Consider the following 13314-nt stretch of genomic DNA (forward strand, 5'->3'; position numbering starts at 1 on the left):
TAAGTGCTTTTCCAAGACCCTAGAGTACTTAAGTATTATACTTTTAAGGGCAACGTGATGAATACGGAACTTCCTAAAATCGTGATCGTCGGTGGTGGTGCTGGTGGCTTAGAGCTGGCAACACAATTAGGGCATAAACTCGGAAAAAAACGCCAAGCAGAAATCTTATTAATTGATAAAAATCGCAGTCATATTTGGAAACCGTTGCTTCATGAAGTCGCGACAGGGTCTATAGACGCTGACTTAGATGGAGTGGTTTATTCTGCTCATGCAGCAAAGCATTATTATCAGTTTCAGCTCGGCAGTTTTAGCCACGTAGACTCAATCAATAACACCATCACGCTGAGCGAGCTAAAAGACGAACTCGGCCATCGTATTCTCCCAGAGCGACAAGTCAGCTATGACTATTTAGTGCTCGCTATTGGTAGTATTAGCAATGATTTTAATACGCCGGGGGTCAAGGAGCATTGCTTCTTTCTCGATTCAAATCAGCAAGCTGAGCGATTTCAGCATGCACTCCTCGATAACTTTACACGCTTACACCAAGACGATGACCCGAAGCACTCGTTAACCATTGGCATTGTTGGTGGTGGCGCTACTGGCGTTGAGCTTTCTGCTGAGCTGTATCATGTATCAGACATGTTGAAAATGTACGGGCTGAGTAAAATGACAGCCAAACGCCTTCGTATTGATTTAATAGAAGCTGGTCCTCGAATATTACCTGCATTACCAGAGCGTATTGCTAATTCAGCTAAACGGGAGCTTGTGAAGCTAGGTGTCACGGTGCGAGAAGGCACCCAGGTAAAGCAGGCAACTGAAGACAGCTTTATTACTAAAGAAGATGAACAGCTAAAGGCAGACATCAAGGTGTGGGCTGCGGGGGTAAAAGCACCTAACTTTATTAGAGAAATTGGGCTGTTCGAGCTTACGCGCAATAATCAAATTAAGGTAAATCAATACTTACAAAGCAGTGTAGGTGAGCATATTTATGTCATCGGTGATTGCTGCGCGTTTACCCAAGCGGATGGTACTCAAGTGCCGCCGCGTGCTCAGTCGGCCCATCAAATGGCGCAATGTGTAGAGAAAAATCTAATCGCAACACTAAAAAATCAACCTTTACACGAGTTTACCTATAGTGACCACGGCTCTTTAGTGAATTTATCTCGATATAGCACCGTAGGTAGTTTAATGGGTAACCTAACCAGCAATAGCTTTTTTATTGAAGGCAAAATAGCGCGATTTATGTATATCTCACTGTATAGAATGCATCAGCGCGCAATCCATGGTATCGCAAAAACCTTTGCGCTATGGATAAGCGAAAAGGTGCTTAGAGTGGTGCGGCCAAAAATGAAACTGCACTAAGTTAATCTGAACTTAAGATAATTAATGCCTTTCTAGCAGCTAGTTTTAGCACTAGCTGCGTTGAATTCACGTCCAATAACCAGCTATTGGTGCGTATTTGCCTAAAGGATGTAGGTACCAGCGTGATAGCAGGGCACGAGAGCAGAGTTATCCCCAAAACTCTCTGGCTAAGTGAAGCAATTTTTAGCATTTCAAAAGCCGATGAAATTCGGCTTTTTGCTTTGCTGTTTGAATATCAACTGTTAAGTGACTGTCCACGATAACTGCCATGTAATCACGTCATAACTTACTCAATTTGTGTGCCTGTCCACAAAAAGGCCAGATAACCAATGAAAGTTTGATGTAGATTAGTGATTAATCATTTCCTCTTTTTTGATTAACGAAAGCTGTCGTGAAGCTTGCACATTTGTCCTAGTATATTAATCAAGTGATTAATGGAGTTGAAACATGACAAATAAGCTAACGGAAGCCGCTGTTACCCCGAGAGAAAAGCTCATCACCGCTGGTAAATGTTTGTTTATTAACCGCGGATATAATCGAGTCACGACTAGAGCAATTGCGGACCTTGCTGAGGTAAACATTGCTTTGATTAAGTACTACTTCGGCGATAAAGCGGGACTGTTTGAAGCGGTATTTCGCGAAGTTGCAGCACCTCTACTGAGCTTGCTTGAAGGGATTAAAAAATCACAGTTACGCGAACTCTCACCGCTCATTTTAACTCAGTTTATAGAGCGCTACTTTCAGGTGATGAGCCAATACCCAACGCTACCTAAGATCATTTTTATGGCACTACATGATACGCACTCTAAAGAGCATGAAATCATAAAAAAGATTTTCTTTGAGCATGTAGAGAACGGTGTCAGTACTTTAAATTCGACCTTTCAAACGCTTTCGCCTGCAGAGCCCATTCGAGCTGAATGGTTACTTTTAACCTGTCTTGGCTTGTCGGCATTTCCTTTTTTGGTGCCACCGGTGATGCAGCCGCTACTTGGTATCGAAAACGTGGATACTGAGCAGTGGCGTTCCCTTGGCAAACATCAGCAAGCTATTTTTAACGTGTTTCTATCCCAGCATATTGAACGGAAAACATCATGAAAACACCGTTTTACATCATTAATTTTGTGTTACTGACACTTTTGGTTGGTTGCTCTAAACCCGAGCGTAAAATCTTCGGCATTATCGAACGACCGCAGGTGCAGATCAGCAGCCCAACCGGAGAGTTATTAGTTGAGTTGCTGGTCGAGCGCGGCGATAAAGTAGTAAAAGGACAGCCACTGGCGAAAATCGATGACGTAGTGCAGCAACAACAGGTTAATGCTATTGAACAGCAAATCGCGCGCTTGCAAGCGCAATATAGATTGTTACTCTCTGGCACCCGAGTTGAACAAGTCAAACAAGCCAAAGCAAGGGTGCATGCAGCACAGGCCGCTTGGGAAGAAGCTCAGCGGCAACTTGTTCGACAGAGGCAGTTAATCAAAGACAAGTTGACCTCTCAAGATAGGGTCGATGCCGCCTTTGCCAATGTCGAGTCGACACTTGGTATTTTGCAAGAGGCCCAAGCGCGTTTGAACGAGCTTGAAAATGGCACGAGAGAGGAGACAATCGAACAAGCAAAAATCGCAATTGCAGAAGCACAAACACAGCTAATTATCGCCAACAAGCAGCTCGCTGATCTTACCCTTAAAGCACCCACTTCCGGCATTGTCGAAGATTTACCTTGGCTTGTTGGTGAGCGTCCCATTAAAGGTGCACCGATTATTTTGCTGGCTGCTGACGACAAAACATTCGCTCGACTTTATCTGCCGCAAACCCAGCTTGCTAAAGTCTCTTTGGGAAGTGTGCTAAATGTGCATTTCGATGGCAGTGATAAAAGTCTACAAGGCACCGTCAGCTACATTAGCCAAAGCGCGAGCTTCACGCCTTATTTTGCACTTTCACAAGAAGAAAGAGCACGTTTAATGTATGTGGTGGAAGTGGTGCTCACTGATAAAGTGACTGTCCCGTCAGGCACGCCGGTTTGGGTGGAGCTGTAAGAATGACCAAGGAAATCGTGATCCAAAGTAAAGGGTTGGGTAAGCAGTTTAACGACTATTGGGCGGTTTCAAACCTAGACCTTACCGTAAAACAGGGCGAAATTTACGGTTTTCTGGGGCCAAATGGCTGCGGAAAATCAACCACAATCCGGATGTTGACTGGGCTATTAACACCAACTAAAGGTCATGTCAGTATTATGGGAAAAGATGTCCAGGCACATGGTGAAAGCTTGCGTAATCGACTAGGCTACATGACGCAAAAATTTTCCCTATACGAGTCGCTAAGTGTGCTGGAGAATCTCGAGTTTGTGGCGAAAATTTATGGTTTATCACGCAATGATGTTAAGCGTAGAGTGGCTGAGCTGCTACAGGAATACCAATTAGAAGATAAAAAATCGGTGCAGTCCGGTGCATTGAGTGGTGGACAAAAACAACGCCTCGCGCTTGCAGCTGCGGTTATTCATAAACCAGAGTTGCTCTTTTTAGATGAGCCGACGTCAGCGGTTGACCCGGAAAATCGTCGTGCATTTTGGGAGCAGTTATTTAGTTTAAGTGCGCAGGGCACGACCATTTTAGTGTCTACCCATTATATGGACGAGGCTGAGCGTTGTCACCGCCTTGCTATCTTAGAGCAAGGTGTAAAGCGTGCGGATGATAGTCCCGTCGCGCTGATGGAACAGTTAAAGGTTTCGGTGTGCGAAGTTGTGGGTGACGACGTCGCGGCATTAAAAACACGTTTAGCTTCATTACCCAGTGTGATTTCCGTCTCCCAAATAGGTGCTCGCCTTAGGGTGTTGATAAACAAAAAAGAATCACAACCTTTGGCATTATTGCGAGCTGAATCTGGAGGTGGTTACGAAGTGGATTTCACTCGCGCTAACCTTGAGGATGTGTTTGTAACGAGCACAGGGAGGGGCTATGCTGAGCTTGCGTAGGTTAAATGCCATCGTCAGTAAAGAGTTTATGCAGCTGGCACGCGACCGTATCACCTTTGCGATGATTGTAATGCTGCCATTGGCGCAGCTGTTGCTATTTGGTTATGCAATTAACACTGACGTAAGACATGTTTCCGCAGGTATTGTAGATTTTAGTCAGACTTATCAATCCAGACAGTTGATCCAAACCGCAGCCAACACTCAAGTTGTTGACTTTATCGGCTATTACGATTCAATTGCGGCGGCTGAGCAGGCCATTACCAGAGGAAAGGTGAATACCGTGTTGGTTATTCCTGCTGATTTTGTGCGTCGGCAGCTCAATCGTGATTATCAACTAAGTGGCTATAAAGTGGGTAATAGTACGGCGCAACATAGCGTTGCACAGTGGTTGATTGATGGTTCCGATCCGCTATTGAGTGGTGCCGTGGCAGGACTCAGCAAGTTGCCAATTAGCATCAAAAGGTTACCTATGCCTGCACTGCCAGACCCAGCTTTTGCGCTGCAAAATTACTTTAACCCAGAGAAACGTTCGTCGGTTAATATTATTCCCGGTTTGATTGCTATTATATTAACGATGACGATGATCCTATTTACCTCCTCAGCGCTGGTTAGAGAGCGTGAGCAGGGTAATATGGAATTTCTTATCACCACACCGGTTCGGCCAACCGAACTGATGTTAGGTAAAATTCTACCTTACATTCTTGTTGGCTTTATTCAAATGGCGATAATACTATTTTTAGGACATTGGCTATTTGATGTACCGCTCAATTTTGATATGCCAAGTTTACTTATCGTGACGTTGTTGTTTATCACCGCGAGCCTTACCTTAGGACTGTTGATCTCCACCAAAGCCAAGAACCAATTACAAGCAATGCAAATGACGGTTTTTGTGTTACTGCCTGCGATATTGCTATCAGGATTTATGTTCCCATTTGCCGCGATGCCAAGAGCGGCGCAATACCTTGCAGAGATCTTACCTGCCACACATTACGTACGGTCGATCCGAGCTGTGGTACTTCGAGGCGCGCATTTCAGCGATTTGTATTTTGATTTACTCTGTTTAGTCGCCTTTAGTGTGATTGGCTTTATGATTGCGACGATGCGCTTTAAAAAGCGATTAGATTAGTTGTGTAAATATTGAATACCAAAGGATGGGCATTAGTCTTTATTATGTTTACGCTTTTTAGTGAGCAAGTAAATGATACCTTCGGTGCGCTGGGCAATTTAATTCTGGTGTTATGGCTTGCGATACTCAATATTTCGGTGCATTTGGTGTAGATTAAAGCTGGCAACTTGTTGGCGCGAAGGTTTGATATAGGCAAAAATAAAGGCTTCTAAATGGAAGCCTTTATTTGTATACAAGTAATAGGGTGATTACATCACTCGCATGCCAGGCTGTGAACCTTCGTCTGGATTTAAGATGTAAATTTCTTTACCACCAGGGCCTGCAGCCAGCACCATGCCTTCTGACATACCAAAACGCATCTTGCGAGGTTTTAGGTTTGCAACCATTACTGTTAACTTGCCGATAAGATCTTCAGGTGAATAAGCCGACTTAATGCCAGCAAACACCTGGCGCGTTTCACCACCTAAATCAAGCGTAAGTTTAAGCAGTTTATCTGCACCTTCAACATGCTCTGCGTTGGCAATTTTTGCGACACGCAGATCAACTTTGGCAAAATCATCGAATTCGATTTCCGCAGCGATTGGCTCTTTGGCAAGCGGGCTATTCGGATCTGCTGCTAAAGATTGACCACCCACTTTCTTTTCAAGACTTTCTTTCGAAGACTCGATCATCGCATTCACTTTATCAAGTTCAACACGCTGCATTAGTGCCTTAAACTTATTGATTTCATGATTAACAAGGGCGTTGTCAACGCTTTCCCAACTTAGCTCAGTGTTTAAGAAAGCTTCTACATTTTTCGCCATACCTGGAAGGATAGGCTTTAAATAAGTCAGTAATACACGGAATAGGTTAAGACCCATAGAGCACACTTGATGTGCACGCTCAAGCGTCTCTTCATTCTTTGCAAGCACCCAAGGTGCTTCGGCATCAATAAACTGGTTTGCTTTGTCAGCAAGGGTCATGATCTCACGTACTGCGCGGCTGTATTCGCGGTTTTCAAAATGTGTCGCGATTGAACCCTTTGCAGCAACAAAGCTAGTTAATAGTGCTTCGTCCATAACAGAGCCGCTTAGCTTGCCGTCAAATTTCTTAGTGATAAAGCCCGCGCAGCGACTCGCGATGTTTACCACTTTGCCCACTAAGTCTGAGTTTACGCGTGCCGCAAAATCTTCTAGGTTGAGGTCTAAATCCGTAACGCCACTGTTTAGTTTAGCCGCGTAGTAATAACGTAGATATTCAGGATCTAAGTGTTCAAGGTAGGTACGAGCCTTTACAAAAGTGCCTTTTGACTTAGACATCTTAGCGCCATTTACGGTGACAAAACCGTGAGCGAATACGTTATTTGGTTTACGGAAATTAGCGCCATCAAGCATTGCAGGCCAAAATAGGCTGTGGAAGTAGATGATGTCTTTACCGATAAAGTGATAAAGCTCGGCGTCAGAGCCTTCACCCCAAAACTCGTCAAAGTTTAGGCCTTGTTTCTCGCAAAGGTTTTTGAAGCTTGCCATGTAACCGATTGGTGCATCCAACCAAACATAGAAATATTTGCCTGGCGCGCCTGGGATTTCAAAACCAAAATAGGGGGCGTCACGGCTGATATCCCACTGCTGCAAGCCGTCTGCAAACCATTCGTCTAGCTTGTTCGCCATTTCAGATTGCAGACTACCTGAGCGTAGCCATGTTTTTAGCATGTCTTCGAATGCTGGTAAGTCAAAGAAGTAATGCTCTGAATCTTTCAAGATAGGTGTCGCACCAGACATCACAGATTTTGGCTCAATCAACTCTGTTGGGCTGTAGGTTGCACCGCAGGCATCACAGCTATCGCCATTTTGATCTTCAGACTTACAAGTCGGGCAAGTACCAGTAACAAAACGATCTGGTAGGAAAATGCCTTTCTCTGGATCAAATAACTGTGAAATTGTACGCTTTTTGATATAGCCTTTTTCGTCTAAACGAGTGTAGATAAGCTCGCTTAGTTCACGGTTTTCGTCACTATGTGTGCTGTGATAGTTATCAAACTCGATATTGAAGTCTGCAAAGTCACGCTGACGCTCAATACTCACCTGCTTAACCATTTCTTCAGGTGTGATACCTTGCTTCTGTGCATTTAGCATGATTGGCGTGCCGTGCGCATCGTCTGCACATACATAATAGGCTTCATGGCCTTGTAACTTTTGGAAGCGAGCCCAAATATCGGTTTGAATATATTCCAGCAAGTGGCCTAAGTGAGTGGGGCCATTTGCGTATGGTAATGCACTGGTAATGAGAATTTTTCTCTTCGTCATAACGATTCCATGAATTTAGCGCGATCTTTCTAATTGATGGTGTTGAATTGGTTGATTATTCACCGAGTTAACACTTGAATGGACAAGTGTGCTTAGTGACTCACCTTCGTTCAGACCATGAACCGCGAATTGACTGGTTTTAATGAGTTGAATGTTACATAATTCCGTGGCTATTTTCATCATCCAGAGGAGTTTAATTTGTATGTTTGGACTGGAAAAATGGTTTGCCAAGGGAAAAAACACCAAACAGGCAATCATTGAGCTTTTAAATGGCTATCGTAGTGCCGCATTACCAGTGGGAATTGATGCCAATTGGGTGATCAAAACACAAGAATCAAAGGCGCAAATTCAAGTACAAATTAATTTTCCATTTGCTATTCAATGTGATCAAGAAATTGCCAGTTATCTGCAGCAACACTTAGGTAAGCCAATTGAGGTGACATCGAAAGTCGTCGTAGTCGGCAGACCAAAATTTAAAGCCATTAAACATATTATTCTTGTTGCCTCGGGTAAGGGCGGGGTGGGTAAGTCTACCACTGCGATTAATTTGGCGTATGCGCTACGTGCTCAAGGCGCGAAAGTCGGTGTGCTAGATGCTGATATTTATGGCCCTTCGCTACCTAGTTTACTGGCTCTTGAGGATGAAAAACCTCAGGCGAAAGATGATAAAACCTTACTACCAATTGAAAAGTCGGGTATTAAAGCCATGTCTATCGGCTTTTTGGTCCCAGCAGAGGACGCCACTGTTTGGCGAGGACCAATGGCTTCTCAAGCGATTACTCAATTGTTAAATGAAACGGATTGGGGCGAGCTGGATTATCTGATTGTTGATATGCCACCTGGCACAGGAGATATCCAACTTACCATGACGCAAAAAGTGCCAGCCAGTGGTGCGGTGATTGTCACCACACCGCAGACCTTGGCGCTTGCAGATGCCCAGAAGGGCATCGCGATGTTTGAAAAAGTGCAGCTCCCCATTTTAGGTTTGGTCGAAAATATGAGTTACTTCAATTGTGAGCAATGTGGTAGCCGCAACCATATTTTTGGTCACTCTGGTGGCACCACGTTGGCGAGTCGCTATGGTGTGCCTTTGCTTGCGGAAGTACCGCTTAACGAACAGATCAGAACAGCAACGGAGCAGGGCGAAGATATCATTGCCACAGTCCGTGAGCCTAACTCAGAAAGCAAGACTGACAATTATGGTATAGCAGATCACTATGTTGATTGTGCCCAACTGGTTGCCAGTATGTTATATTACCAATCAGACTCAACATCGGGTGTTGAGATTGTGATGACGGAAGACTAAGAATGAGATTATCGGATACCCATATTCGAGAAGCGATTGAACAACAACGCATAATCATCGAACCTACACCTAAGCCAGATATGATTTCAGGCGTTACCGTGGATTTAAGACTGGGTAACAAGTTTAGAGTGTTTCAGGACCATGCCGCGCCTTACGTTGATCTCAGTGGTCCTAAAGATCAGATCAATGCCGCGATGGAATCCATCATGAGTGACGAAATTGTGTTAGAAGATGGCCAAGCGTTTTTCTTACACCCTGGTGAGCTTGCGCTGGCAATGACGTATGAAAAGGTAACCCTACCTGCCGACCTTGTTGGTTGGTTAGATGGCCGCTCGTCGCTGGCAAGGCTAGGTTTAATGGTTCATGTTACTGCGCATCGTATTGATCCCGGTTGGTCTGGAAACATCGTATTAGAGTTCTATAACTCAGGTAAGTTGCCTTTGGCACTTAGGCCAAACATGAAAATAGGTGCGATGAGCTTTGAAACGATGACAAGTGCTGCGCAATTCCCTTATAACGAGCGTAAAGACGCCAAATATAAGGATCAAAATAGTGCGGTTGCTTCGCGTATTAGTGACGACAGTTAATTGAATAGGTAGGCGAGAGGATTTGTGTGTAAATAGTTGGCCTATTACAAACAAATCTGACGCTTAGTTTTGGAATAACAGCGGCTGGAGAACAAGTTGTTGTTCCAATCTTATAATTAAATATTTAACCCCCTATAACGGCATGCCATCTTTACATTTTTGATCCCCCATCAAATAACCATAACGATTTAAATTCAATAATATTTTTGCATTTGCTTTGATCCAAACCATACTTATTGTAATGCGTTTTTTATGTTGTCGGCGAAAGCGTCATGCGAATGACTGCAGTAGACAAAGTGAAATAGGTATTAGTGCGCGAATGGCGTTGCCTTCTGATTTGCAAAGAGAAGCTCATAGCCAATGTTTTCAGGTTGGTGTTTTTCTTGAACGTTAACGCTTGGTTCTTTGCATAACGAATAGGCTGATAAATCACCGTCAAAGTGACTCAAGGAGAATGGGTATGTGGCTTAGCGCTGCTAGGTATGCCACACTGATGTTTACGATAATTGTGTGTTGCATCTTTGCGATGTTGGCTACTGCTGAAACGCAGCTGGCCGCAGAAACTATAGAAGCAAGACCTTTAATTTCAGTAGGCTATGGTGACTTTTCCGAGGCCCAGTTTAATGTATCGCAAGAAACGGTAATTATTCCAAAGGGTGTTGCGGTTTGGCTTCGAATCACAAACCTCGTTCGCGATGATCTGTCAGTCCAAGTGCTAACAGTCGCACGTCCATCCATGGGCAGTGTTGAGTTTTTTACCACGGACCCTATTGGAAAATTAACTCAAATCCCTGCAGGTAATAATCATACATCGTTATCCCATTTTTCCCCCCATTTGGTAATTGATGCAAATAGCCATATTGAGCCGATCGTTGTTAAAGTTCAATCACCCTATGTTTCCTTGTCCAGAGTGAGTATTGATCCTTATGAAGTTTATATAGAAGATACCAATGCTCATCTATTTTTAACTGGATTGTTTCTGGGGGTAATGTTTTTATTGAGTATTTTCATGCTCAGTACCGGTATTATTTCGAAACGCGCAAGCCTGCTTTCGGTTGGTGGCTATTTACTGTCATTAGCCTGCCTTTACGTCACCCATAAAGGACTCGCTGATATCTTTTTCAGCTACCAAAATAGCATTCATTTTTTACATTACAGTGGCAGCTTTGTGTGTTTTGCACTCGGCTTCAGCCTTTTGTTTTTTCATCATTTCCTTACTAAAAATAGGCTTGATAGAAAGATAAAGCTAACCATCAAGACGACCGCATATATCTACTTACTAAGTGGTGTCATTGTGGCGTTTGCTAAAGTGGATTTACCGTTTGCACTTCAGTCCATAATGGTTATTGGTGCGATTGTATTAAGTACGATGATTTTGGTAAGTCAAGATAAAGACAGCCGTAAGGAAGTCTATTTTTGCTGCGCAATTTGGTCTCCTATGGTGGCGGTATTAATTGGTTTTGCTGGGAGTCAATTAATACAACCAAGTGAGCAAATATCAATCGTAAACCATGTGTTGATCAGCCTACATTTAATGCTCTTACTACTGTTTGTGGTTTGGCATGATGCGGAAAAGCGGCGTATGTATATTCATTACGCTGAGTTTGATAAAGAGACTGCACTTCCCAATAAATTCGCCCTGTTTGGTTCGCTCGCTAAGCTTGAGGAGCAAAATAAAGCGCATACATTGTTGCTTTTTAAACCACTGATCCTGCCATCAATAAGGCTGAGTTTTGGCTTAACCTTTGCAAATCAGCACATCAATAAGTTATTCAAAGAGGTCTCTGAGCAAATCAATACTTATGGTAGCGCTGCCGTTGCAAATAAACGAAACACACCTATTTACCGCCTAGAAGACCAAGTGTTTGCCATCGTGCTTGATGGTAAAATAGAGGTCAGTCAAGTTGAGCAATATGTATGTATTTTATCAGCTGTATTCGAAGAAGGGGTTGGCTATAAAGACACGCAGATTGTCGATAGTCTAGAGGTTGGGGTAGCGAATTATCCAATGCATGCAAAATCCACTGAGAAGCTTATCCAGCGCGCGCTGCAGGCTCTTAATACTAAGTCACACAATGGTCAACGTTGGCATCTATTTGATGTTGAAAGCTCTATTTCGACTGAGCGACAATTAAAGCTCACCTCATTTCTTAAAAGTGCGATAGAACATGAACAGTTCAGTTTATTCTTTCAGCCGCAGGTAGACCTCAGGACTGGCAGGGTATTTGGCTCGGAAGTGCTACTGCGCTGGCTTCACCCTGAACTTGGTTACATACCACCTGACGAATTTATTCCGATTGCGGAGTCTTCAGGGCAAATTTATGAGATCACCGAATGGGTGATTGAGCATGCGCTTCATTATCAAGCTGAGATAACCAAGTTATTGCCTGAGCACGTTATTTCAATCAACGTATCTGGTCGTGACTTGAGTAGAAGAGAGTTGTCGGTACAGCTTATTACGCTTATCAATGAATTATCACTCGCACCTTCTCAAATAATGATAGAGATCACGGAATCTGTAACGATAGGAAAAGAAGCAGAGCTCAAAGGGGTGTTAGATGATTATCGTTCAATCGGCGTAAAGGTGGCGATAGACGATTTTGGTACTGGATATTCCTCACTTGCATATTTGAGTAAACTTGGATTTGATGAACTTAAAATTGATAAAAGTTTTGTGATGGATATTGAGACATCTAAGAGCAACCAAACAATTTGTAAAGCGACGTGTGATATGGCGCACAGTTTAGGATCAAGGGTGGTGGCAGAAGGGGTTGAGGATATCAATAGCTACATTCGTTTGCAGGCCTATGGCTGCGACTTTGCACAGGGCTATTTTATTTCACGTCCGTTGCCGTTCACGGAATTTAAGAGTTGGCTAAGTAAAGTCACCTATGCTGGTGATATAAAATCTTTCCTAGTTCGCTGAAGTAGTGAAAAATGGGCTCAGCGCATCGTTTTCTATGTTCATGCTTTGGGTAAATCCCCAGTTTTTCTTGTTCTGAACCTTTAATTCCCGCGGCCAAAAATGAATTTGATATATCGCTGTGATAGGCAATAATGGCCTCGAACATCCGAGCTGTTAGCTCCTCGGGCAGGGCGTAATATATTTGTTTGTTTGCGCTATCAGCAATCTTGGCGGTATGAAAATACCGATTTGGTTTTTGATGTTGTTCATCTAAAAAGGTATGCGCAAAAAACGTTGCTAAAGCATTGTTCAGAGGGTGTAATACGGTTTCAGTAGAAAGTAACCAAGCTGACGATGCAAAAGGCTTTTTTGGCTGTGTTATTAAATGCTGGCAAATATAGTGATCAAATGCATGCCACCATTCGTGGGCAAGTGCGCCACCGCCGGCATTTTTTGCTAACGCGAGTGTTCTCGTATTTGCCGCGTAATGCGCTTGAATACCTTGTTGACCGCCTGTACCAAAAGCAAAATTAAGTGTTCCCCGAAGGCCAATGACTTCTGGTGGTACCTGTAATATTTGGGCTAGATCTGCGAGGGCATCATAAATGAAGTTGGCGGATAAACGGGTTTCTTCGGGCGTAACCCAATGACCAATGGTCATGGTTTTAAAGCCAAAGGTCTGTTTAATTTCACTGAAATCAACTTGATCGCCGAATCGATAATTGGGTCCTCGGCGAGTGTATCCGCGCAGTAGTCTCGAGCTTGGCATTTTCTT

The 13314-nt window shown here is 43.6% G+C and carries 10 protein-coding genes; 8 read left to right on the forward strand and 2 right to left on the reverse strand.

What is annotated here, in order from left to right; all coding sequences use genetic code 11:
* Positions 1-57 precede the first annotated feature (57 nt).
* The 5 genes from GSF13_RS13665 (at position 58) to GSF13_RS13685 (ending at position 5456) form a co-directional block, all read left to right on the forward strand.
* A complete protein-coding gene (locus tag GSF13_RS13665; RefSeq protein ID WP_211868776.1) occupies positions 58-1362 on the forward strand; it encodes an NAD(P)/FAD-dependent oxidoreductase in 1305 nt (434 codons plus the stop codon).
* 447 nt (positions 1363-1809) lie between these two features.
* Entirely contained in the window at positions 1810-2457 is a 648-nt protein-coding gene (locus GSF13_RS13670; RefSeq protein WP_174168988.1) for a TetR/AcrR family transcriptional regulator, read from the forward strand.
* On the forward strand, positions 2454-3395 hold the full coding sequence (locus GSF13_RS13675; RefSeq protein ID WP_211868778.1) for an HlyD family efflux transporter periplasmic adaptor subunit: 942 nt from the start codon (positions 2454-2456) through the stop codon (positions 3393-3395). Before GSF13_RS13670 ends, GSF13_RS13675 begins: the two co-directional genes overlap by 4 nt.
* 2 nt (positions 3396-3397) lie before the next feature.
* Positions 3398-4330, forward strand: a complete 933-nt coding sequence (locus GSF13_RS13680) for an ABC transporter ATP-binding protein (protein ID WP_211868780.1) — start codon at positions 3398-3400, stop codon at positions 4328-4330.
* On the forward strand, positions 4314-5456 hold the full coding sequence (locus GSF13_RS13685; RefSeq protein ID WP_010371660.1) for an ABC transporter permease: 1143 nt from the start codon (positions 4314-4316) through the stop codon (positions 5454-5456). The genes GSF13_RS13680 and GSF13_RS13685 overlap by 17 nt, the downstream gene beginning before the upstream one ends.
* A gap of 248 nt (positions 5457-5704) precedes the next feature.
* On the opposite strand, the gene metG is transcribed toward GSF13_RS13685, so the two are convergent.
* The gene (metG, locus tag GSF13_RS13690; RefSeq protein WP_211868789.1) at positions 5705-7741 is read right to left on the reverse strand and encodes a methionine--tRNA ligase; all 2037 of its coding nucleotides are present in this window, start codon (positions 7739-7741) and stop codon (positions 5705-5707) included.
* A gap of 202 nt (positions 7742-7943) precedes the next feature.
* Between metG and apbC the strand changes: the two genes are divergently transcribed.
* From apbC to GSF13_RS13705, 3 genes are all read left to right on the forward strand, one after another.
* A complete protein-coding gene (gene apbC, locus GSF13_RS13695) occupies positions 7944-9047 on the forward strand; it encodes an iron-sulfur cluster carrier protein ApbC (protein WP_211868791.1) in 1104 nt (367 codons plus the stop codon).
* A 2-nt stretch (positions 9048-9049) separates the two neighbouring features.
* Positions 9050-9634 (forward strand): dCTP deaminase, encoded by a 585-nt coding sequence (gene dcd / locus GSF13_RS13700; protein ID WP_010371648.1) that lies wholly within the window; start codon positions 9050-9052, stop codon positions 9632-9634.
* Positions 9635-10094: 460 nt separating this feature from the next.
* Positions 10095-12560: an EAL domain-containing protein gene (locus GSF13_RS13705; protein WP_174168983.1), complete on the forward strand. Its 2466-nt coding sequence runs from the start codon at positions 10095-10097 to the stop codon at positions 12558-12560.
* Here GSF13_RS13705 and GSF13_RS13710 read toward each other — a convergent pair.
* The gene (locus GSF13_RS13710; RefSeq protein WP_206472806.1) at positions 12520-13308 is read right to left on the reverse strand and encodes a CLCA_X family protein; all 789 of its coding nucleotides are present in this window, start codon (positions 13306-13308) and stop codon (positions 12520-12522) included. The two genes, GSF13_RS13705 and GSF13_RS13710, sit on opposite strands and share 41 nt — an antisense overlap.
* Positions 13309-13314 lie beyond the last annotated feature (6 nt).

The organism is Pseudoalteromonas sp. M8 (assembly GCF_018141365.1).
Lineage (GTDB): Bacteria > Pseudomonadota > Gammaproteobacteria > Enterobacterales > Alteromonadaceae > Pseudoalteromonas.